Here is a 21,502-nt window from a genome sequence, read left to right on the forward strand (position 1 = left end):
AATGTGTCATGCGAGATCTTTTCCGGCCGCTCATTGCGGCGCTGCTTTTGACTGGTATTGGCGGCTGTTCTCTCGTCGCCAACGTTCCGGAGTTGTTCCGCTACGACGAACCTACCGACGGACAACGAACGCGCCTGCGCATCGTCGGCGACGATGGCAACACCGTGATCTACCCAGGGACCACATGCGATCGCGCCAATGTTCCGGGATTCGGCCGCGCCGCTCGCGCGCTCGTGTTTGGTGGTCAAGATTTGGGCATGCCACGCCTGAGCGACACACCCAAACACCCACTGGAACTCGCCGTGCGGGCAGGTGAACCGATGGTGGTGGGCTTCAGCGCCGGTGCGGTGGCCAGTCCGACATGCCCCAAGGCGCCGCCTGGCTATCGGATGGTCTGTAACAGCCCCATCGGACATGGGCCGACCTGTGTAACGACGCGCAGCTTCGTGCCGGAATCGGGCGTTGATTACGAAGCGCATCTGGACTTCGGTGCAGGCCGCTGTCAGCTCGATGTGTATGCGCTGACGACGCGTCGCGACGGTACGACCGAACGCCGTGCCATTGCTGCTGCGTTACCCAGCTGCCCCGCCAGCTCAAAAGAATGATGACCATGTCCTACCTCTGGTCACCCAACGCTGCAATCCTGCACCCATCGAATGACCCTTCGCCGACTGGCAAGCGATGGACTACGCGACGGTCAAGCAGGTGAGTGCGCAATACGTTGCCCAGTGCAGTCAAGAGTTCGCACGCAGTTTCCCAGGCTTGTTTAACGAAGCCGCTATCGCCGTAGCGGCTGAATAATCAAGATCTTAGGCAAAGACTCTTAAAGTGTTGCTTTAACGTTAAAGTCTGGTTAGCATGCCGCGTCCGATGTCAGTCGGAAGCTGTGCCACTCATTGTCCACCGGGCTTGTCCCGGTTTTCGAAGGGATCGGGCCGTGTGCCCGATCCTTTTTTTTGGCCGACGCCCGGCGCAGATGCGCCGCTGCCACCCGACTGCGCACCGTGCTGGGAGCGGGGTCTTCGGCACGATCGCACGCCACCCCGGCACCGCCTCGCCAAGGGCGTGAGGCGCTCGCCCGGTACTGATCGCTGCACCGGCGGGCACTTACCGCAGCAGCGCCGCCTTGCAATAGCGGTCGATGAACTGCTGGTGGGTCGGCATGACGTCCACGCAGTGGCTGATGGTCTGCGCCACGCTGGCCATGAAGCCTTCGGCGTCGGTGTCCGGTACCTGGTCCACCAGCGGGTGGTAGCCGGTCGGCAGGATGCCCTGGCCCACCATCACCTGCACCCAGCTGATCTCGGCGAACATCTCTTCGGCATTGCGATAGAACCGCCCGCTGTCGCGGAACAGGTCCAGCGTGGCCTGCAGCTCGGGGGTGATCGGCATGGTCCGGCAGTGTCGCCAGAACGCGCTGTCGTCGCGTTCGGTGGCGTGGTAGTGCAGCAGCAGGAAATCGCGGATGCGGTCGAACTCGAACGCCAGCCGGTCGTTGTAACGCTGCACCAGCACCGGGCTGATGCCCTGCCGCGGGAACAGCTCCAGCAACTTGGAAATGCCGGACTGGATCAGATGGATGCTGGTCGATTCCAGCGGTTCCAGAAAACCGCTGGCCAGGCCCAGCGCGACCACATTGCGGTTCCAGCACTGCTTGCGCCGGCCGGTGGTGAAGCGCAGCGGGCGCGGGTCGCCCAAGGGGGCGCCATCCAGGTTGGCGAGCAAGCTGGCGGCGGCTTCGTCGTCGCTGATGTGCGCGCTGGAATACACGTAGCCGTTGCCGGTGCGGTGCTGCAGCGGGATGCGCCATTGCCAGCCGGCTGCGCGCGCGGTGCAGCGCGTGTACGGCGTGGGCGGGCCGATCTTTTCGCAGGGCACGGCCAGGGCGCGGTCGCACGGCAGCCAGTGGGTGAAGTCGTGGTAGCCGGTGTGCAACGCGTCTTCGATCAACAGGCCGCGAAAGCCCGAGCAATCGATAAACAGATCGCCGGCAATGACCTGGCCGGACGCCAGCTGCAACGACACCACGTGGCCCGACTCGGGATGCAGTTGCACCTGCTCCACCATGCCTTCGATGCGGCGCACGCCGCGCGCTTCGGCAAACCCGCGCAAGAAGCGCGCGTACAGCGAGGCATCGAAGTGATACGCGTAGGCGATGTTGGCCAGCGGCGAGGTGGCCGGCACGTCGCCGGCCGAGGTCATGAACTTGCCGCGCGCGGCGGCCACGGTATTGAGACTGTACGCGCCCAACGGCTGCGCTTTGCCGCGCAGCTGTTGCCTGATCCAGTATTGATGGAATGGCAGCAGCCCGAGCGGGTGGCCGATCTGCGTGCCGAAACCATGGATATACGCGCTGCCCGGGCGTTGCCAGTCGACGAATTCGATCCCCAGTTTGAAGCTGCCCTGGGTCTGGCGCACGAACTCGGCCTCATCGATGCCGAGCAGGTTATTGAAGGCCTTGATGTGCGGCACGGTGGCTTCGCCGACACCCACGGTGCCGAGCTGTTCGGACTCGATCAGCTGCACGTTGAAGGTGGGGCCAAGCACGCGCGCGAAGGCGGCGGCCGCCATCCAGCCGGCGGTGCCGCCACCGACGATGACGATGTTGCGAAGCGGAGCGGGGATCATGCCTGCACGTTCCTGATCGAGAGAGGACGGACAAACGAACGGGGCCAGCTGGCCCCGTTGCGAAGACCACACGCGCGCAGCCGCACGCGTGTGGCGATGACGCTCAATCAGAACTTTGCGCCGACTTCCAACACCACGCTGCGCGGCACGTAGTTGATCTCGCCGCTGGTGTTGAGGCTGATATCCGGATCGAACTGCCCATTGCTGCCGAAGCTGTTATAGGAATACGCACTATAGTTCTTGAAGTTGAACGCGTTGAGCAGGTTCACCCGCGCATTGAGCTTGAAGTCGCCAACAACGGTGAACTCCTTGGTGGCCTGGAAGTCCACCGTGCGGTAGCCCCAGATATCGCCGCCGACCAGGAACTTGCCGCTGCCCGGCGGCGTGACGCCCACCTGCTGGCAGGTCGCACCATCGGGATCGGTGAAGCCGAAGCAAGCGATCGTGTTGATCGGCTCGGGCGTTGCCAGTACCAGCTTGGCACCCAACGTCACGCCCCACGGGCCATCGATCGAGCCGGAGGCCACAAAGCGATGCGTGGCCACCGCGTCGGATTTGACGAACGGATAGTCGCGAATGGTGGCCTTGTCGAAGCCGTATGGCTCGTCGATGTTGCGGTTCTGGCGCGCGCTGGTGTGCGTGTAGGACAGGGTCAGGCCCCAACCGGATTCCTTGGTGTACGGCTTGTCGGCCGACAGCAGCACCTGGCTGTTGCGCTGCTCCAGGCCGTTGGTGCCCAGGATGGTGTTCTGGTAGCCCGGCACCGGCTCGCCCCACGGCACATTGCCGTTCTGGAAGTACGAACCATCCGGGTAGCGGTTGATCAGGCCCATCGCAAACCCGTCGTAGCTCAGCACGCGCTGGAAGGTCACATCGGTCAACCAATCGCCCACCTGATTGGTGATGCCGATGCTGTACTGATCGCTGTACGGCGTCTTGAGCTTGTTGTTGAACATAAACAGCTCGGCGCTGCCGCTGACACCGGGAATGGTGTTGAGCTGATCGATGCCGGTGAGATAGCGCGGGTCGAATGCAACGCAGGAGCGATCTGCGCGATAGCACTGGCCTGACGCCGGATTTTCGAAATACACCGCCACCGGCGACAACGCCGCCTTGCTGGTTTCCAGTGCCAACTGTTCGAACAGATTGCGGTCGTACGAGCGCGCCGCACCGCCGTGCAGGATGGCGCTTTCATCGCCGAAGAAGTCGTACGAGAAGCCGAAGCGCGGCGCCCAGGCATCCTTGAAGTTCTTGCGGTTATTGCCGGTGCTGATGTAGTCGGCCACGTTGATGCCGCTGGGCAGCAGGCGGTTGGCCCACGGTTGGCCCGGGTTTTCGGCATCGTTGGCGTAGAGCGCGGTGACAAAGTCCGGCGAGGTGACGAAGTTGGTGTAAGCCGGGGTGTCTTCGTAATCCCAGCGCACGCCGATGTTGATCATCAGCTTGTCGGTGGCGGCCCAATCGTCCTGCAGGTAGATACCGTACTGCTTGGACGGCGACACCACCGTGGCGCGCTGGCCGGGCGTGGTGTACGGCGCCACGAAGTCCACGCGGTACGGCGTGGACTCCACGCTGCCACCGTTGACGCGGTAGCTGAATTGCGGATTCACCGCCGCGGCGTCCTGCGAGGTCAGCTCGATGTCCTTGTAGTTCACACCCATCTTGATGGTGTGTTCGCCGTGCCACTGGAAGCTGGTGAAGGTCAGATCGTTCTGGATGAACCAGCCTTTTTGACTCTTGCGCTGCGCATTGAGGCCACCGGCCGAGCCGGTGGTCAAAAAGGTGCGCTCATCGATATCGGTGGAGCCGGCACGTGGCTGGAAATACGTATAGACGATGCCGTTGCCCAGCGTGCGCGGGGTCGGATTGTTCTCCGAATTCTCGGTGCCGACGATGACTTCGTTGAACCAGTTGTCGGCGCTGTGCTGCCAACGCAGATTGGTGCGCTTGTCCTTGTTGATCTTGTCGGTGGCCTGCGCCAGCGTATTGGTGCCGCCGACATTGGCGGTCTGGGTTTCGTCGCGGTAGATCGTGCTCAGCTCAATACGATCGCGGTCGGTTGGTTCGAAATCGATCTTGCCGAAGAACAGGTCTTCTTCGAACGGCATGTTGGCCGGGCCATACTGGCTGGCCAGGTTGGACGGCAGCTGATTGACGAAGGTGGCCGCCTCTGCGCTGGGCTGCACGCTCTTGGGCGCAACGTTTTCCTTGCCCTCGTAGGCAACGAAGAAATGCATGCGGTCCTGGATGATCGGCCCGCCCAACGCAAACCCGTATTCCTTGGTCTGCGAGTCGATCTTGCCGTTTTCTTCCTCGTCGGGCCGCTTATCGCGCAGATCCTGATCGGTGTAGCGATAGAACACTTCGCCATGCAGCTCGTTGGTGCCGGACTTGGTGGCCGCGGTGATCGCCGCGCCACTGATCTGGCCGTATTCGGCCTTGTAGTTGGAGGTGATCACCTTGTACTCGCCAATGGCGAGCTGCGGGAACGGATTGCCTTGCGTATCGCTCTGGCCGGCGACGCCGCCACTGCGCACGTAGCTCTTTTGGCCCACGCCATCGATATACAGATTGCCGGCACTGGCGTTGGACGCACCGCCGCGCAGCTTGGTGTTGCCGTTGCCGTCCACCTGAAACACCATGCCCGGCACGGTGTCTGCAAACTCCAGGAAGTTGCGCGTGGCTTGCGGCAACTGCTGAATCTGCCGCGCGGAAATGGTGTTCCCCACCTCGGACGTCTTGACATCACGAATCATCGGCGCGCTGACCGTTACCGTCTCCAGCGTGGTCGCATCGCCGGCCGGTGCAGCCGTCTCGGTGCCCAGATCGACAGTGGCGCTGGAGGCCACCGACAAGGTCACCGTGCGGCTGACGCCGTTGGACTCGACCTTGTAGGTACCCGGCTGCAACCCGACGATGGTGTAGTTGCCGTTTGCATTGACCGGCGCACGACGCACCGAGCCGGTGGCGATATTGGTGACGACGACTTCGCTGCCGCTCTGCGCGGAGGCGACCTGGCCGCGCAACGTGGCGTTGCTGGACTGGGCCATGGCCGGGGTGGTGGCGAACAACGAGGCGGCCAGGGCGCAGCACAACAGGCTGCGTGCCGGCAGGGTGGAGACGGTGCGGTGCTTCTTCATGACTTTCCCCCTCCCAGGGGTAAAGCGCGAACCAGTGGAGTGACTGGCGCGTCGAGGTTGGTACTTTGATGTGAGTGAGACGGGACAACGGGCAACGCAACAAACAACAGCAACTGCAAACAAAAACGGCAAAGGCGCACACGTTGCGGGGCGCAGCGCGCAGTAAGTGCGCTATACGGCATGCGCCGCACCGAACCAGTAAGCGTTACCAGTCCAGAACGGCGCGAGCTCCGTGCGCGGGAAAACAGAAGCGTGCGACACCTGCGATCTGCACCAGTCGGTGTTGCAGACCGCGGGGCCGGCTTACCAGATGATGCGGGCGCTCATGAACAAGGTACGGGGCGGTGTGGAGATCGCGCCGTACTGGTTGATGCTCACGCGCGGGCTATACACGCCGGCATTGCCCCAGTCGATGGCGTACTGGTCGTAGTTGCGGAAGTTCAGCGCATTGATCAGATCGCCACGCACCTGCACGGTGAGTGCATCGGTGACATGCATGTCCTTGGACAACGACAGATCCAACTGACGCGTGCCGAAGATGTCGCCGCCGGCCAGGAACTTGCCGCCCGGTGCATCCACCGACACGATGCGGATGTTGTCCGATGTCGGGCCGCCGTACTGATCGAACGACACCGCCTCGTTGCGCGGCGCCACCGTGGCCAGGGTCAGCTTGGCCGAGGCGCTGATGCCCCAGAACAGATCGTAGATGCCGGTGAGCACCAGCCGGTGGCGCGGTACCGCGTTCAGATCCAGGAACGGGTAGTTGGCGATCGTCGCCGCATCGAAGCCGTACTGATCGTCGTTGCCGCGGTTACCGCGTGCGTGCGAGAACGTGTAGGCAGCGGTCAGGCCCCAGCCGCTTTCCTTGGTGTAGGCCTTGTCGGTCGACAGCAGCAGCTGCGCGGTCTTGGTTTCGACACCGTTGTTGCCGATGATCAGGTTGCCGAAGCCGGCCGCTGTCTCCCCGAAGGCCTGGCTGCCGGCCTGGAAGAAATCGCCATTGGGATAGCGGTTGCCCAAGGTCAGGATCAAACCGTCCTTGCTGTGGATGTACGACACCGTGGCCGAGTTGCTCCACTCGCCCACGCGGGTGCGCAGGCCGAGCGAATACTGGTCCGAATACGGCGTCTTCAGATCGTTGTTGAGCAGGTCGATCTCGCCGTTGCGCACACGTGCATTGACCAGGCCGCCCAGGCTATCCGGGTTGCTGACAAAGGACGGATTGAAGTTGGTGCAGGTGCCGGCCGCCGGGGTGCAATCGGAGGATTCGACAAAGCGGACGGTGTACTGCGACAGCGCCGACTTGACCTGCTCCAAACCCATGATGTCGAACAGATTGCGGTCGTAGCTGCGCCCGGCGCCGCCGAACAGCACCAGCGATTCGTCGCCACGGAAGTCGTAGGAAAAGCCCAGGCGCGGCGCGAAATTGTTGTTGTCCTGTTTGCGATTGCGGCCGTTGCTGATGTAGTCGTTGATGTTCACGCCGCCCTTGGCCAGTTGTTCGGCATAGGTGGCGCTGACCGCCGGGTCGGTGCCGGGGCCGTTCAATGCGGCGATCACTTCCGGCGGGGTCACGTTGTCCAGGTAGGACGGAATCTTTTCGCCATCCCAGCGCACGCCGATGTTCAACTGCAACTTGTCGTTGACGTCCCAATCGTCCTGCAGGTACAGGCCCAGCTGTTTGCTCGTGGTGGTCACCGACGGCGCGGCGCCGGCAAACGGCAGATTGAAGCGCACCTGGTAGGGAATGGACGCAGTGCCTGCGCCATCGGTCACCGCGTAATAGAACGACGGGTTGGCCGCGGAGTTTTCGCTCTGGGTCAACTCCACTTCCTTGTACTTCACGCCCATCTTGATGACGTGGCTGCCGTGCCACTCGATGTTGTTGAAGGTCAGGTCGTTCTGGAAGCTGGGGCCTTTTTGTCCCTTGCGCTGAATCGCCAGGCCGCTGGTGGCATCGTCGTTGAGCAGCACATCGTCTTCGGCGACGCCGCGCGTGTACACGGTCTGGCTGCCGATGGTGTAGGCGGTGGGGTTGAACAGCACGTCTTCATACGACACCCGCGCTTCGTTGACGTAGTTCTCGCCGAAATGCTGCCAGCGCAGGTCGTAGCGTTCTTCGGAATTGAGATTGGTCTTGGCGGCGATGGCGGTGTTCTGGTCGCCCACGCTGTCGCGGCTTTCTTCGTCGCGCACCTTGGCGGTGAGCTCCAGGCGGTCGTTGTCGCCGATGTCCCAATCGATCTTGCCGAAGTACAGATCTTCCTTGAACGGACGGGTGACCGAGCCCAGGCGGCTCTGCACGCCGGCCGGCAAATCGTCGCTCAGTGCGCTGAAGGCATCCGGCACCGCGACCGGGTTGGCCGAGACTTCAAAACCCTTGCCTTCGTAGCTGAAGAAGAAGTGCGCCTTGTCCTTGACGATCGGCCCGCTGAAGGCTATGCCGTACTCGTCCTGGTGGGTCTTGCGCTTCTCGCCGTCGGCATTGGGCGCGCCGGCGCGCTCGTCGGCCTGGCGGGCGCGGAAATCGGTATTGGTGGTGCGCCCGAAGATTTCGCCGTGGAATTCGTTACCGCCGGACTTGGTGGACGCCACGATCGCCGCCGACCCGACCTGGTCGAACTCGGCCTTGTAGTTGGAGGTGATGACCTTGTACTCGCCGATCGCCAACTGCGGGAACGGGTTGCCCGCGCTCTGCTGCTGGCCGGAGACGCCGCCGAACAGATAGCTCTTCTGGCCCACACCATCGATATAGACGTTGACCGCCGAACTGGCCTGCGCACCGCCGCGGATGCGGCTGTTGCCGTTGGCATCGGTCTCGAACTGCATGCCCGGCACGGTGTCGGCAAATTCCAGGAAGTTACGCGTCAGCTGCGGCACCGTGTTGATCTGCTTCAACGAGATGTTGGTGCCCACCTCGGAGGTCTTGACCTCCTGCAGCGTGGTGGCGGTGACCTGCACCGCGTCCAGCGTGGTGGCGGTGCCGGCCGGCGCCGTGGCCGGCGCATCGCCGCCGCCCAGATCCAGGCTGACCGACGAGGCTACCGACAAGGTCACGGTCTTTTCGGTACCCGGGCCGGCATCCACTTTGTAGGTGCCCGGCGGCAGGCCGACCAGCGCATAGGTGCCGTCCGCACCGGTGGTCACCCGTCGCACTGCGCCGCTGGCGACGTTGGTCGCGGTCACGGTGGTGCCCGCCTGGGACGTGGCGACCTGTCCGCGCAATGTGGCATTGCTGGACTGGGCCATCGCCGGAGCGGCGGACAACAACGAAGCGGCGAGGGCGCAGCACAACAGGCTGCGTGCCGGCAGGGTGGACACGGTGCGGTAGCTCTTCATGACTTTCCCCCTCCCAGGGGTCAGGCGCGTACCGGCAAAGTGGTCGGCGTGGCGCGGGTAGTGCGTTGTTTCAAAGACAGCAGAACGGCAACAAACAAACGACAGGCGTTATAAAAAGCATAAGAAACTGCAAAGAATTCGTGAAGATGCGATGTGGCGCATGGTGTCAGCCGCTAGGCGAGGCGCGTGGCGCGCTGGACGCACGCACGATCAGCTCGGGCACCATTTCCGAAAACGCCGGCGGCGCGGCATCGGCAGGCGGCGCGGGTGCATCCACCAACTGCTGGCCCAGCAGCAAGCGCAGCGCACGCGCGCCCAGCCCGGCGATATCCACCCGCATGGTGGTCAGCGCCGGCAACACGTACCGCGCCATCGGCACATCGTCGAAGCCGGCCAGCGCGATGTCCTGCGGCACCTTCAACCCGGCATGGCCGAGCGCGAACAGGCAGCCCAGCGCCATCATGTCGTTGGCGGCGAACACTGCGTCCGGGCGCGTGTCCTGCGCCAACGTCTGGCCGGCGCGGTAGCCGGATTCTTCGTCGAAGTTGCCCGGCAGTACCCACGGCTGCGCATCCGCATCCAGCGCCAACTCGTCGCGATAGCCGCGCAGGCGCTCATGCGCGTCGAAGTTGTCGGTGGGGCCGGCGATGAAGGCGATGCGGCGGTGGCCGCTGTCGCGCAGGTGGCGGGTCATCACCCGCGCGCCGCCGTAGTTGTCGACATTGAGCACCGGGCGCTGGCTGGCGCTGCCGGCGCAATTGAGCAGCACCGCCGGCAAGCCGCCAGGCAACGCGTCTTCATGCACACCCGAATCGCCCAGCGATGGCGACATCACCACCACGCCATCCACGCGCCCAGGCAGGCGTTCGAGGGCGCGCCGCTGCGCTTGCGGGTCGCCGTGCGAACTGGACACCAACAAGTGGTAGCCCTGGTCGCGCGCCACTTGGTCGATGCCGCGGATCAATTCGGAAAAGAACTCGCCATGCAGGTCCGGCAGCACCACCCCGATGGTGTGGGTGCGACGGCTGCTCAGGCTGCGCGCAGCGTGATGGGGGATGTAATTCAGCGCCCGCGCCACCTGCAGCACGCGCTCGCGGACCGACTCGGCCACATGCTGATGCCCGTTCATGGTGCGCGACACCGTGGCCACCGACACCTGCGCCTCGCGCGCCACATCCTTGATGGTGACGCTGCCGCCTTCCGAACGGGGCCGACTCATGGCGCTTTCTCCAAAACAAGGCGGTGGCGACCGCACGCCAGCACAGGGCGCACGGTCTGCTGGCGCAGAACGTTCGTGTCGCACAGGCGCATAAATGTCATCGGCCCCATCCGATGGCGACCTCGAAGCGAGATGGCGCGCACGCTAGCAGGAACTGCAAGCGCTTACATGATGCGCCGCACCATTGGGTCAAACATCGCTGGGACAAGGGCTGCGACCTGATTGGTGGACAAAGTTGTCCGAATAAGACAACAGCAGCCAATGTCGGACACCGGCTGACATCACGCGGGAACTACGAAAAAGTAACATCTTTGAACCATACCGTGGCGCACGGTCGTGCCGCGCCTTGCCGCCAGTGCATTCAGACAGCAAGATGCGCCGATCGATCAGGGGAACATCGTGCGCATGTCGCCATTTACCGTCCGCGCCGGCCGGTGTCAGTCCATCGCGTGGGTGCTGCTGGCTGCGCTGTGCATTGGCGGCTGCCAGCGCAACGACACCGCCGCCCCCTTGCCCGGTGCCACCGCCGAGCCGGCCGCCGCGATGCAGTCGATGACCCTGCCGCTGCGGCGCAACGATCTGGTCGCCTATGCGCGGATCCGGGTGACGCCTGCGCAATACACCCAGCTGGAAGCGGCCTGGCGCAGCGGTGCCAGCCGCTGGCCGCTGACCGAGCTGCCGCTGCCCAACGAAGTCGGTGCGCTGCTGGGGTCGTTGTCGGCGCCCGATGCCGAGCGCCGCCTGCAGCAGGCCTTCGACGCGCAGCTGGCCGGGCAGTCGCGCGGCATCGCCCAGGCGGCGCAGTCGCTGGGCCAGTTCGGTGTGCAGTACCTGCGCAGCCGCAGCGATTACCAGCCCGAGCAGCGCGCCCATTACGTGCAATTGGTCGACGCGCTGAGCGCTTGGGCGACCACCGCGCCGCTGGCCGATCGTCCGCGCGCCAAGGCCAGCATCGCCGACCTGGTGGCCGCGGCCCGCGCCACCGGCATCACCTCCGACGCCGACCTGCAACGGCTGGGCATGGAAGAAAGCCTGCGCCGGCTGGGGCCGTTCTGGGCCGCGTGCAAGAAGGTGCTGGAGCGCTACGACCTGTCGATCGACACCAGCCTGGACGCGCTGCGCACCGGGCTGATCAAGCAGGACGGCGACAGCGCCCAGGTGCGGCTGCGCTATCCGCTGGCGGCGCACGCCATCGACCTGACCGTGGCGCTGATCAAGCGCGATGGGCACTGGTACCAGCAACAGACCCAGAACGAGATACAGGCGCTGCTCGACGCCCTGCCGGCTCCGCCCCTACCCGATGCTGCGGCAGCCCCCGACACGGCGCGGGCACCGCCGCCACCGGCCACGGACGCCGGGCAACGCCCGGCTGGGCGATAATGACCGCGATGCCAGAACAGAACCCCCTGCCGTTTCCGGACGGCCAGCCTGCCCCGACCACCTCGGTCGCCGACCCCGGCGCGAGCGCGGCTGCGTTGCCGTTGTCCGCCGCCGTGACGCCGGAGGCAGCGGCGCCGGCAGCGCCGCTGCTGGCCACCGCACGTCAGGCCAAACGCCCGTGGTGGGCGCGCTTGCTCGGTCGACTGGCCGACCCGTGGCTGAGCCTGACCATCGAACCCGAACAACCCGGGCGCTATGACGACGGCAAGCCAGTGGTCTATGTCCTGGAAGACTACGGCCTGTCCAGCGCCCTGATCCTGGACAAGGCCTGCCGCGAGGCTGGCCTGCCATCGCCACTGGTGCCGCTGCCGGGCGACCCGCTGGAGCGCAAGCGCGCCTACCTGGCGCTGTCGCGGCGCAGCAGCAGCAATTCGCTGATCCCCGAACAACGCGGCGGCAAGACCCATTCCGACTCGCTGGCCAAGTTGCTGCAGGCGCACCGCGTGCGCGCCGATCTGGACGTGCATCTGGTGCCGGTGTCGATCTTCGTCGGGCGTGCGCCGGACAAGCAGAGCGGCTGGTTTGCGGTGCTGTTCTCGGAAAACTGGGCGTTGGTCGGCCGTTTCCGCCGCCTGCTGGCGGTACTGCTCAATGGCCGTACCACCATCGTGCGTTTCGCGCCGCCGATCTCGCTGCGCCAGACCATGGCCGAAGGCCTGCCGCCCGAGCGCACCCTGCGCAAGTTGCAGCGCGTGCTGCGGACGCATTTCCGGCGGATCCGCGAGGCGGTGATCGGGCCGGATCTGTCCACCCGCCGTCTTCTGGTGGACCAGGTGCTGGCCGCCGATTCGGTACGCGAAGCCATCGCCACCCAGGCCAAGCGCGACAACTCCAAGCCGGTCGATGCCTGGCGCAAGGCGCATGCCTATGCGTGGGAGATCGCCGCCGACTATTCCAGCCCGGTGGTGCGTTCGGCCAGCTTCCTGCTCACCCATGTGTGGAACCGCATCTACGCCGGCGTGCTGGTGCATCACCTGGACAAGCTCAAGCAGGCCGCGCCCGGGCACGAAGTGGTGTATGTGCCCAGCCACCGCAGCCACATGGATTACCTGCTGCTGAGCTACCTGCTGTACGAACGCGGCATCGTGCCGCCGCACATCGTGTCCGGCATCAACCTCAATCTGCCGGTGGTGGGCACGCTGCTGCGCAAGGGCGGCGCGTTCTTCATCCGCCGCAGCATCCGCGGCAATGCGCTGTATTCGGCGGTGCTGAGCGAATACGTCGCGCAGCTGGTGGCCGGCGGCTATTCGATCGAATACTTCGTCGAAGGCGGGCGCTCGCGCACCGGACGTCTGCTGCAGCCCAAGGGCGGCATGATCGCGATGACGCTGCGTGCCTACCTGCGTCAGCCGCGCAAGCCGGTGCTGTTCCAGCCGGTCTACATCGGCTACGAGAAGCTGATGGAAGGCAACAGCTATCTCGACGAGCTCACCGGCCGGCCGAAGGAAAAGGAATCCATCTGGGGCCTGCTGTGGTCGATCCCCAAGGTGCTCAAGCAGAACTACGGCCAGGTGGTGGTGAACTTCGGCGAGCCGATCGCGCTCAACGACGTGCTGGCCAAGCACGCCCCGGATTGGGATGGCGAGCCGCTGCCGGAAGATGCCAAACCCAGCTGGCTGGCACCGGCGGTGGACACCTTGTCCACGCAGATCCAGACCCGCATCAACTGCGCGGCCGACGTCAACCCGATCAACCTGCTGGCGCTGGCGCTGCTGTCCACGCCCAAGCACGCGATGGGCGAGGCCGATCTGATCGCGCAGATCGAGTTGTGCAAGAAGCTGCTGGCGGAAATGCCGTACTCGGACCGCGTCACCGTGACTCCGCATACCCCGGCACGCATCATCACCCACGCCGAAGAGATCAACGTGCTCACGCGCGTGTCGCACCCGCTGGGCGATGTGCTCAGCGTCAGCGGCGATACCGCGGTGCTGCTGAGCTACTTCCGCAACAACGTGCTGCATTTGTTCACTGCATCGTCGTGGGTGGCGTGCTGCTTCCAGAACAACCGCCGCATGAGCCGCGCCGGTCTGATCCGGCTGGGTCGCACGGTGTACCCGTTCCTGCAGGCCGAGCTGTTTTTGCCGTGGAGCGAAGACCGCTTTGCCGAACGCATCGAACAGACCATCGACATGTTCGTGCGCGAAGGCCTGCTGCTCAATGTGACCGAAGACGACGGCGGCATCCTGACCCGCAACACCGGGCAGACCGATGAAGTGTTCCGTCTGCGCGCCATCGGCCACTCGTTGCAACAGGCATTCGAGCGCTATTACATCGCCATTTCGGTGCTGGTGAAAAACGGCCCCGGCGTGCTCGGCGCTGGCGAACTGGAAAGCCTGTGCCAACAGGCGGCGCAGCGTCTGAGCCTGTTGTACGCACCTGCCGCGCCGGAGTTCTTCGACAAGACCCTGTTCCGCAGCTTCATCCAGAAACTGCGCGAGCTGCGCCTGGTCTGGCCGGACGAGAACAGCAAGCTGCTGTTCGATGAGCGGCTGGATGCATGGGCCAAGGATGCCAAGTTCATCCTCGGCCGCGAACTGCGCCACACCATCGAGCGGGTCAGTCCGGCGGCGGTAAAACCGGATGCGGTGTTGCCGCCGGAGTGAGGCAGCGGTCTTGGCGGCAAGAGCCGCGCACGTGGCGAAGCGCGCGGCATTGCTTGGCGCTGACCGATTGTTCCAGTTCGGTCGAGTTGGAAACGGTGCGACATCGCGCGCCGCAGTGCGGCCGCAGCAAATCGAACGCGGTGTTGCCGCTGAAGCGGGACAGCGCGGCAGAGACACAGCACGCGCGCGGCGTAGAGAAACACCAGCGCGGCAGCGAGGCACCACACCTGTAGCAACGACCCGATGACACCTTCTCCCACCGGGAGAAGGTGGCGCGCAGCGCCGTATGAGGTTGCGGCTGCAGGCAACCATGCAACCATGCAGCACATCGCCCTCACCACACATCGATCCGCAGCACGGCAAGGTTTCACACAACAGTTGCGTCCGTTTCATCGGCCGCTTGCGCGCATGTCGATAGCATCGAACCACCTTTCACAGTGATCGAGCGCATTGCAATGCGGATGCGCTTGGCAGGAGATTCGATGCGCGCAGCCATCCATACCCAATTCGGCGATCCCGCCAAGGTGCTTGAACTCGGCGGACGGCCCGTGCCGCAGCCCGGCAAGGGGCAGGTGCGCATCGCCATGCGCCGCTCACCCATCCACAACCACGACCTGTGGACCGTGCGCGGCAACTACGGCTACACGCCGGAACTGCCGGCGATCGGCGGCAGCGAAGGCGCCGGCGTCATCGACGCCCTGGGTGAGGGCGTGGAAGGCCTGCAGACCGGGCAGCGCGTTGTCGCGGCCGGTGTCCACGAAAGCTGGGCGGAGTATTTCCTGGCCGATGCAGCCGGCGTGGTCCCGCTGCCCGACGCACTGGACGATGACCGCGGTTGCCAGTTGATCGCCATGCCCTTGAGCGCCCTGATGCTGATCGAATTCTTGCGCGTGGAAAAAGGCGACTGGATCGTGCAGAACACCGCCAACGGCGCCGTCGGCAAGACCGTGGCCATGCTTGCCGCCGCACGCGGCATCAACGTGATCAACCTGGTCCGCCGCGATGCGGGCGTGGACGAACTCAAGGCGTTGGGCATCGGCAATGCTGTTTCCACCGCGCAGGACGGCTGGCAGGACAAAGTGCGCGCGCTGGCCGGCGATGCGCCGATTATCCGCGCCATCGATTCGGTCGCCGGCAGTGCCGCCGGCGACTTGATGGGGCTGCTGGCCGAAGGCGGCGAGCTGGTGTCGTTCGGGTCGATGACCGGCGAGCCGCTGCAGATCTCCAGCGGCGATGTGATCTTCAAGCAGGCGACCGTGCGCGGTTTCTGGGGTAGCAAGGTGATGCAGGCCACAAAATCAGAGGACAAGCGCCGCATGATCGGCGAGCTGTTGAAGGCCGCCGTCGATGGCAGCCTGGCCTTGCCGGTGGAAGCGGTATTCGACCTGAAAGATGCGGCCAAGGCGGCGGCCGCAAGCGACGAGCCGGGCCGCCGCGGCAAGATCCTGTTGCGTGCCGGCTAACACGCGCGGCTTAGCAAAAAGGGTGTCAGGAGGTTCGAGGCTGGTCGCGATCGGAGCCGTCCGTGTGCGGCCGAAGTGGAGCAACTGCGACCAGAGTGGAGCAATGCGGCCAGGGTAGGAATCTGTGGCGCCCACGGCCGACGCCGCACTCGCTCTTGTACTCGAATCCGAATCCACACCCAAATGCATCTGCACTCAAATCCGGAACAGGGCAGGGGCAGGGTAGGGCCGCAGAAGGTGCAGCAGAAGGACCGAAATCGGGCCCCATGTCCGTAGACGAATTCGAATCTGTAAGCCGATTCGAATCGCGCCCGTCCTCTCATCCGCCCCTGCGGGGCACCTTCTCCCGCAGGCGGGGGAAGGCAGTCCGCCGATCGCTGCTGTGACGCCCCTCTCCCGCCTGCGGGAGAGGGGTTGGGGTGAGGGCACGGCCTGCGCGACACGGTGCGTCCACCCCGCGTGCTGCTTCACCACTGCGACAAAGTCGATCAGCCTAGGTCACGCCAGACCAGCGCCTGTAAAGGATCACCGGACACCTGACACCGAAGCACAGACCCAAGCGCACCTGCCCTCGCAACGAAGGTCCAGGTCCAGGCCAAGCACCCAATGCCTCAAGCGGGCTCGTCGGGAACCAGCTCCATTTCCAGACGGATGATGCAGTCCTTGATCTGCAATTTGCGCTTCTTCAGGCGCTTCATCTGCAGCTCGTCTTCCAGGTTCGCGGGCATGCGCTGGATCTCGTCGTCCAACGCACGGTGCGCGCGTCGCAACTCGGCGATCTGTTCGACGATCTCGGCGGGTGAGAGGGTTTCCACCCCCCGAGCATACACAACCCCGGGCGACACGCGTCACCCGCGCTTGCCAAGTGGCCGCAGGCTGCGACAATGCCCCCGCGCCCTCGGGGAAACGGTGGCGCGCCTCATCCCATCATTGCCGCGCGGCCACGGCCGTCGAGAAAGGAGTCTTTACGATGCGTTTGCATTCTTCCCTGCTGGCCCTGAGCCTGCTCACCGCCGCCAACCTGGCCTCGGCCGCCGATGTGGCCAAGTACGACGGCTTTTTGTGCTGCAACATGCGCACCGACGGCAGCTGGATCAGCGACAGCAACTACGCCGAAGACGGCAAGCGCATGCTCCCCGTCGGCACCCCGGTCAGCGTCACCGGCTTTGGCCGCAACCGCGTCAACCTCAAGATCGCCGGCGAAAAGCAGTCCATCGGCAACGATTACAGCCGCGACCTGGACAACACCGCCTTCGCCGCCCGCTACATCGTCACCGCCGATCCCAAGCTCAAGCTCGCCACCTTCCCGCCGAAGATCCGCCAGGCCATCGTGGACGGCAAGCTCACCGGTGGCATGACCCGCGAACAGGTGCTCATGGCGGTCGGCTACCCGATCAGCAGCGAGAACCCGAATCTGGAAGCCTCGCTGTGGCGCTACTGGCGCGACAGCTTCGCCGAGTACCAGGTGCAGTTCGGCCCCAGCGGCAAGCTGGTCAAGGTGACCGCCGACCCGCAGCTGATGAATCTGGTCTGGGTACCTTGAGGTAGTCGGGTGTAGATTGGATCCGGTCTCTTGCGGACACAAAATTACAGTGGATCAGGCGAAGCGGCTGGCAGTTGGGCATGATAAATGGAAGGCGCCGCCTTTGCTGCGCTACGGGAGTTCATCCGCTGAGCCGGTAACAACATGTGGTGGTTACTCCACTGGATCGCACTCTGCGTCTCGAGCCAGATAATTTTGGTAGCGATTTTCGAGTACAGCGATGCTGCCATCAATGGCATTTGATGCTTTAACTCGGGAAGTAATTACTTACTAAGCGGTGCGCGCGGAGTGCAACAATTTTCTTACTGATCCTAGCTCTAATCTCGCGCTCGACCGCATCTGCACACTACTCAATCAAGCCAAAAAAGCCTATCAGGATCCAGATGCATTATCTTTGAGAGTCGCGGATTACATCATCTCCCTCGTATTGGGATCCAAAGCACTTTTTGTCCCTGCGCTTTCTCTCTAAATCAGTGCAAGGGCGGCGTAACGCACCAGTTGCAGATAGCAATAATGCCGCCGCTTTCGAGCGGAATGCCCATGTTTGCTGCATTTCTTGTCCATCTGGCGCCCAATTCTTTTCAAATCGAGTATTCTGTGATGTACCTGGTTCTGACGTAGCGGGTAGTACATTGGGTTGCACCTGTGATGTATTTTTATATTCTTCAGGTAGGCTTAGGTCAAGCTCGTGGTTAACAACTTCCTCTCTATGATCAACCGAATTTTCACTCGCGGTCATATTAGATGACGAGGCTGCTTCTGTTCGTCTTCTAATCAGAGGGGCTGGCGGTTGAATAGAAAGTTTCACCGCGGAGTTTTGTAAATTTAAGTTGGGCTTGAGATGTAGTTGCGGAAATTTAGGGTCAGTCCGAGGTAAGAAAAACAGAGTAAGTGCGGAGTCAGTTGCTGGCAACGGTTCTCTGACCGCGGTTTCTTTTTTTAATAAGAAATAAATAATTAGATGAATAAATAAAATAAAAAGAACCGCTAAAATCCTCTCTTTCCAAAGGGCATTTGGACTGTATTCATATTTTAGACTTGATTTGAATTCTAATTCCATTTGCGGTTTTTTCATCCTAATTCAGAATAACTAGTCTGCAAAACGTTCTACTGAATACGAATTATAGGCAGTACGCGCACTAGGATCATTACATCATTTCTAATGTCTAATCAAGAAAGCACCTGATTAGCCCTGACCTTCAGCTGCAGCACCTCCGCGCTTATCGCTAAACCCGCCCAATGCAAGGCCAGGATGGGGTCCTGGCTGAAAGAACTTCTCGGACCGGCTCCTCGCGCCAACGGCGCCGACAGCGGACATCACGGAAAACATCAGGAAAACGAAGCGATTTGCAGGACTGCAACAAACATCCAGCTGAGGGTCAGGGCTAATCAGGAGAAAGCATGCTCCACTAAGGCAAGCTTTTTCACTCTTACTAAGGAATGCGAGGTATGTTTTCTTGCATGAAAGCGGTATTGACATTGAGTTCGTTTGCATGATAGATATCGAGAGCGGCCAAGAAGGCCGCTTACACTGAAAGGTAAAAGAAATGGATGTTGCCCTGAATGTGAATGAGTTCGAAGATGCCTTGTCTCTTATTAGCATGGCGCAGAAGGCCCGAGAGCTGTTTCAGCTAGCAGATGTGCCGCAGCCTCCCACCACTCCTATTAGCGAGTGCTTGTTCTGATTGAACGATAACAAAGGAGGGGCTCGCCCCCTCCTTTTTACTATATGGAGTGGTCATCTTATGGATCAAGAACAAACAGATCATTTTTTCTGGGCCGAGAGCGGAATAACGCTGATCGTTTTAGCTACAACGAAGATAAACATTGAATTTGCAAGAGATGTTTGTTCTAAAAACGATGCGGTTGTAATTGGGTCTCCGGATAGTATGCTTGCCGCTGGCATAGACGATCTATCATTCTTAACTCCTATGCAAGGTTTGCAGACAGTTAAGAATTATTTCTCTCGCCCGGCTGGTAGCCTTTGTGTACTTTCATTTTCAGATCAACTGATACGCCACGAGGATTGTGGGATATACCTTGCAAAGCAAGGAGAGTTTTTCGGTGTATCAACTTTTGAGATTATATTTTATTCAAAATACCTGGCAAAAGTATTCCTCAAAAGAGATGGATATTTTTCTTCCATTAAGCCGTATTGCGGATTAAAAAGTCAGTACGATCTGATTGAAAGTATAGTTGGATTAATTAAATTTTACGAAGAGGTTGAAGGGAGCCTAGCCGCCCGCTTTTCTCGCGAACGGCTTAGGAAAAAGCACATAGGTCAGGAGCTTTTCAGAATAATTGAGTACAAATCCAAGGTCTTAGATTGCCATTATAGAGGGGTTCTATCTTCAAAGAAAACCTCATATATTATGGATGATTTGAAATCAATCGAGCGAGAGGCTAGAAAGGAGATTTCAAATGGTTAACTCAATTTCTTCTGGCCTCATACGGATTTTGCTAGAAATAAAATATTTAATTGATCTGTCGATATTTTATTTCAGCTCTGCTTCAAAGGCGTATGATGTTGTTGCCCGTATTACTGGTGATAACGTCAGTCGTCCTGATATAGACGCCATGTGTGATAACGCTCAAATTAGGGTGGAGGCATATGCCAGTTGGTTGAGAGTGTCTCAACTAAAATCGCAGCTTATGGTAAAGCTCCCGGGGGATTTGATGACGAATCTGGCTGGCAGTTTATCGAAAATAAATCAGAAGCAAGCTTTGGAGATTCATCCTGTAGGAGGCGCGATTGTGGCTGTACCACATTTCGGTGAGTTTGTAGTAGATATTATTTCAATAGCCCTATCTGCACCTCCGAAGCGGAAGGTTGCAATTTTTTATGACCCTCCAACCAAATCAGTAAATAACAGCGTATTCGACGACATTGCGCAAAGAGTCATACCCACACTAGATAAGGATATTATCATCTGTCACAACGATCCAAGAGGGCTTGCGGTTGCCCTGAAAATTCTTAGAGGTGGCGGAACCGTAATAATCATGCCTGATATATGTCAGGATCAACTGGCGGCTTTCACTATCCCTTTCTTTTTGCGTGATTTCGATGTAATGCTCGGAGTTGCAAGCCTCAGTAGAAAGACTGACGTCAAAATTGTTCCGGTTCTGCCTCGTACACTTGGTTGGCGCAAAAAAATAAAAGTTTTAAAAGCGATTTCGGTCGTTGATGCACAAGGATCTAGTGCTGCGACATCAAATGAACTTGTTGACTACACTGCAATCCGAGAAATTTTTCATCAATATGAAACAGGCATAGGCAAAGAAATCATCTTTTGGAGGTATTGGCATAAACATTTTCATCGGAAGGAATTTGTACATATAAATAATTCCGAGGACTTCACTGCACTTATATCATTGGATCCGCTTTTAAAGTGTCATAGAAGAGCGTGTATATCTCGGTCCATTCCAATCACGGATAATGCTTATCAAACGCGCAATTGAAACTCTTTAGGCTAACGCATGAAATTTAGATCCTTAGTCTTCACATTTGGTGGATGCAAATTCTAGATGCCTCTCAAGAAAGTGAAGGCGAAAGTTAGTCGTATTCGAGGTATTTTTTCAGGCAAAAGATAAGTCTATCCGAATCGCCTCGGCTTCTGTAGAGACCCCGAAACCTCATGACGATTGCTGTTTTTGAAACTCTACGGGCGATAGCCCATGGTTGTTCCCGTACTGTCGCCGTGTGCTGTAAAACATCTCGATATAGTTGAAGACATAGGGCTTGGCTTCCTCGTGTGTCACTTAGATCCGTCGCTTGATACGCTTACGTTTCAGGAGCAGGAAGAAGCTTTCCGCAAATGCGTTGTCGTGGCAGTTGCCGCGAAGGCTCATACTGCTGACTAGGCCCTGTGCCTTTAAAAAGTCCTGCCAGTCGTGCCCGGTAAACTGCTTGCTTTGGTCGGAGTGGACCAGCAGTCCCGCAGGCGACTTACGTCGCCATACGGCTATCATTAAGGCTTGTAGCACCGCCCGGTATGCATAGGCGATTGCATCGCCCGGACCACTGTCGACTCCCCGTAAAATTGATCCATCCATCACTACAGGTCTCCGGGCACACTAGCCACCGAGGAGACTAACGATGCGCAAGAGCAAGTTCACAGAAAGCCAGA

At 60.8% G+C, this 21,502-nt stretch carries 13 protein-coding genes and 1 pseudogene; 7 read left to right on the top strand and 7 right to left on the bottom strand.

The features are described 5' to 3' along the window. Nucleotides 1–8: 8 nt before the first annotated feature. Nucleotides 9–605 (top strand): hypothetical protein, encoded by a 597-nt coding sequence (locus XdyCFBP7245_RS18880; protein WP_146091697.1) that lies wholly within the window; start codon nt 9–11, stop codon nt 603–605. A gap of 502 nt (nt 606–1,107) precedes the next feature. Here XdyCFBP7245_RS18880 and XdyCFBP7245_RS18885 read toward each other — a convergent pair. From XdyCFBP7245_RS18885 to XdyCFBP7245_RS18900, 4 genes are all read right to left on the bottom strand, one after another. Continuing rightward, a complete protein-coding gene (locus XdyCFBP7245_RS18885; protein WP_104616997.1) occupies nt 1,108–2,628 on the bottom strand; it encodes a tryptophan halogenase family protein in 1,521 nt (506 codons plus the stop codon). 107 nt (nt 2,629–2,735) lie between these two features. Next, nucleotides 2,736–5,768, bottom strand: a complete 3,033-nt coding sequence (locus XdyCFBP7245_RS18890; RefSeq protein ID WP_104616998.1) for a TonB-dependent receptor domain-containing protein — start codon at nt 5,766–5,768, stop codon at nt 2,736–2,738. Nucleotides 5,769–6,071: 303 nt separating this feature from the next. Next, nucleotides 6,072–9,107 carry a TonB-dependent receptor gene (locus XdyCFBP7245_RS18895; RefSeq protein ID WP_104616999.1) on the bottom strand — a complete coding sequence of 1,012 codons (3,036 nt, stop codon included), beginning with the start codon at nt 9,105–9,107 and terminating at the stop codon, nt 6,072–6,074. A gap of 166 nt (nt 9,108–9,273) precedes the next feature. Then, a complete protein-coding gene (locus XdyCFBP7245_RS18900) occupies nt 9,274–10,326 on the bottom strand; it encodes a LacI family DNA-binding transcriptional regulator (protein ID WP_104617000.1) in 1,053 nt (350 codons plus the stop codon). Between the two features lie 405 nt (nt 10,327–10,731). Between XdyCFBP7245_RS18900 and XdyCFBP7245_RS18905 the strand changes: the two genes are divergently transcribed. From XdyCFBP7245_RS18905 to XdyCFBP7245_RS18920, 3 genes are all read left to right on the top strand, one after another. After that, nucleotides 10,732–11,706 (top strand): hypothetical protein, encoded by a 975-nt coding sequence (locus tag XdyCFBP7245_RS18905; RefSeq protein WP_104617001.1) that lies wholly within the window; start codon nt 10,732–10,734, stop codon nt 11,704–11,706. Then, nucleotides 11,706–14,369: a glycerol-3-phosphate 1-O-acyltransferase PlsB gene (plsB, locus tag XdyCFBP7245_RS18910; RefSeq protein ID WP_104617002.1), complete on the top strand. Its 2,664-nt coding sequence runs from the start codon at nt 11,706–11,708 to the stop codon at nt 14,367–14,369. Before XdyCFBP7245_RS18905 ends, plsB begins: the two co-directional genes overlap by 1 nt. Nucleotides 14,370–14,851: 482 nt before the next feature. Continuing rightward, nucleotides 14,852–15,832 carry a zinc-binding dehydrogenase gene (locus XdyCFBP7245_RS18920; RefSeq protein ID WP_104617011.1) on the top strand — a complete coding sequence of 327 codons (981 nt, stop codon included), beginning with the start codon at nt 14,852–14,854 and terminating at the stop codon, nt 15,830–15,832. A gap of 611 nt (nt 15,833–16,443) precedes the next feature. Here XdyCFBP7245_RS18920 and XdyCFBP7245_RS18930 read toward each other — a convergent pair. After that, nucleotides 16,444–16,647, bottom strand: coding sequence for a YdcH family protein (locus tag XdyCFBP7245_RS18930; RefSeq protein WP_046964822.1), 204 nt, complete (start codon nt 16,645–16,647; stop codon nt 16,444–16,446). A gap of 155 nt (nt 16,648–16,802) precedes the next feature. Here XdyCFBP7245_RS18930 and XdyCFBP7245_RS18935 point away from each other — a divergent pair, with 155 nt between their 5' ends. Further along, entirely contained in the window at nt 16,803–17,375 is a 573-nt protein-coding gene (locus XdyCFBP7245_RS18935; protein WP_104617005.1) for a hypothetical protein, read from the top strand. 388 nt (nt 17,376–17,763) lie between these two features. On the opposite strand, the gene XdyCFBP7245_RS23880 is transcribed toward XdyCFBP7245_RS18935, so the two are convergent. Then, nucleotides 17,764–18,450, bottom strand: a complete 687-nt coding sequence (locus tag XdyCFBP7245_RS23880; RefSeq protein ID WP_146091698.1) for a hypothetical protein — start codon at nt 18,448–18,450, stop codon at nt 17,764–17,766. 670 nt (nt 18,451–19,120) lie between these two features. Between XdyCFBP7245_RS23880 and XdyCFBP7245_RS23890 the strand changes: the two genes are divergently transcribed. Both XdyCFBP7245_RS23890 and XdyCFBP7245_RS23895 read left to right on the top strand, forming a co-directional pair. Then, nucleotides 19,121–19,804, top strand: coding sequence for a hypothetical protein (locus XdyCFBP7245_RS23890; protein WP_146091700.1), 684 nt, complete (start codon nt 19,121–19,123; stop codon nt 19,802–19,804). Further along, nucleotides 19,797–20,834 carry a lysophospholipid acyltransferase family protein gene (locus tag XdyCFBP7245_RS23895; RefSeq protein WP_146091701.1) on the top strand — a complete coding sequence of 346 codons (1,038 nt, stop codon included), beginning with the start codon at nt 19,797–19,799 and terminating at the stop codon, nt 20,832–20,834. The genes XdyCFBP7245_RS23890 and XdyCFBP7245_RS23895 overlap by 8 nt, the downstream gene beginning before the upstream one ends. Before the next feature lie 174 nt (nt 20,835–21,008). Here the strand turns inward: XdyCFBP7245_RS23895 and XdyCFBP7245_RS24570 are convergent. After that, a pseudogene (locus XdyCFBP7245_RS24570) lies at nt 21,009–21,356 on the bottom strand (IS3 family transposase); the annotation flags it as partial. Between the last annotated feature and the right edge of the window lie 146 nt (nt 21,357–21,502).

This window comes from Xanthomonas dyei (assembly GCF_002939865.1).
Classification (GTDB): domain Bacteria; phylum Pseudomonadota; class Gammaproteobacteria; order Xanthomonadales; family Xanthomonadaceae; genus Xanthomonas; species Xanthomonas dyei.

Excerpts from the sequence above, each read along its gene's own strand:
- XdyCFBP7245_RS18880 (WP_146091697.1), top strand. The coding sequence starts at position 9 with ATGCGAGATCTTTTCCGGCCGCTCATTGCGGCGCTGCTTTTGACTGGT.
- XdyCFBP7245_RS18885 (WP_104616997.1), bottom strand. The coding sequence starts at position 2,628 with ATGATCCCCGCTCCGCTTCGCAACATCGTCATCGTCGGTGGCGGCACC.
- XdyCFBP7245_RS18890 (WP_104616998.1), bottom strand. The coding sequence starts at position 5,768 with ATGAAGAAGCACCGCACCGTCTCCACCCTGCCGGCACGCAGCCTGTTG.
- XdyCFBP7245_RS18895 (WP_104616999.1), bottom strand. The coding sequence starts at position 9,107 with ATGAAGAGCTACCGCACCGTGTCCACCCTGCCGGCACGCAGCCTGTTG.
- XdyCFBP7245_RS18900 (WP_104617000.1), bottom strand. The coding sequence starts at position 10,326 with ATGAGTCGGCCCCGTTCGGAAGGCGGCAGCGTCACCATCAAGGATGTG.
- XdyCFBP7245_RS18905 (WP_104617001.1), top strand. The coding sequence starts at position 10,732 with ATGTCGCCATTTACCGTCCGCGCCGGCCGGTGTCAGTCCATCGCGTGG.
- plsB (WP_104617002.1), top strand. The coding sequence starts at position 11,706 with ATGACCGCGATGCCAGAACAGAACCCCCTGCCGTTTCCGGACGGCCAG.
- XdyCFBP7245_RS18920 (WP_104617011.1), top strand. The coding sequence starts at position 14,852 with ATGCGCGCAGCCATCCATACCCAATTCGGCGATCCCGCCAAGGTGCTT.
- XdyCFBP7245_RS18935 (WP_104617005.1), top strand. The coding sequence starts at position 16,803 with ATGCGTTTGCATTCTTCCCTGCTGGCCCTGAGCCTGCTCACCGCCGCC.
- XdyCFBP7245_RS23880 (WP_146091698.1), bottom strand. The coding sequence starts at position 18,450 with ATGAAAAAACCGCAAATGGAATTAGAATTCAAATCAAGTCTAAAATAT.
- XdyCFBP7245_RS23890 (WP_146091700.1), top strand. The coding sequence starts at position 19,121 with ATGGATCAAGAACAAACAGATCATTTTTTCTGGGCCGAGAGCGGAATA.
- XdyCFBP7245_RS23895 (WP_146091701.1), top strand. The coding sequence starts at position 19,797 with ATGGTTAACTCAATTTCTTCTGGCCTCATACGGATTTTGCTAGAAATA.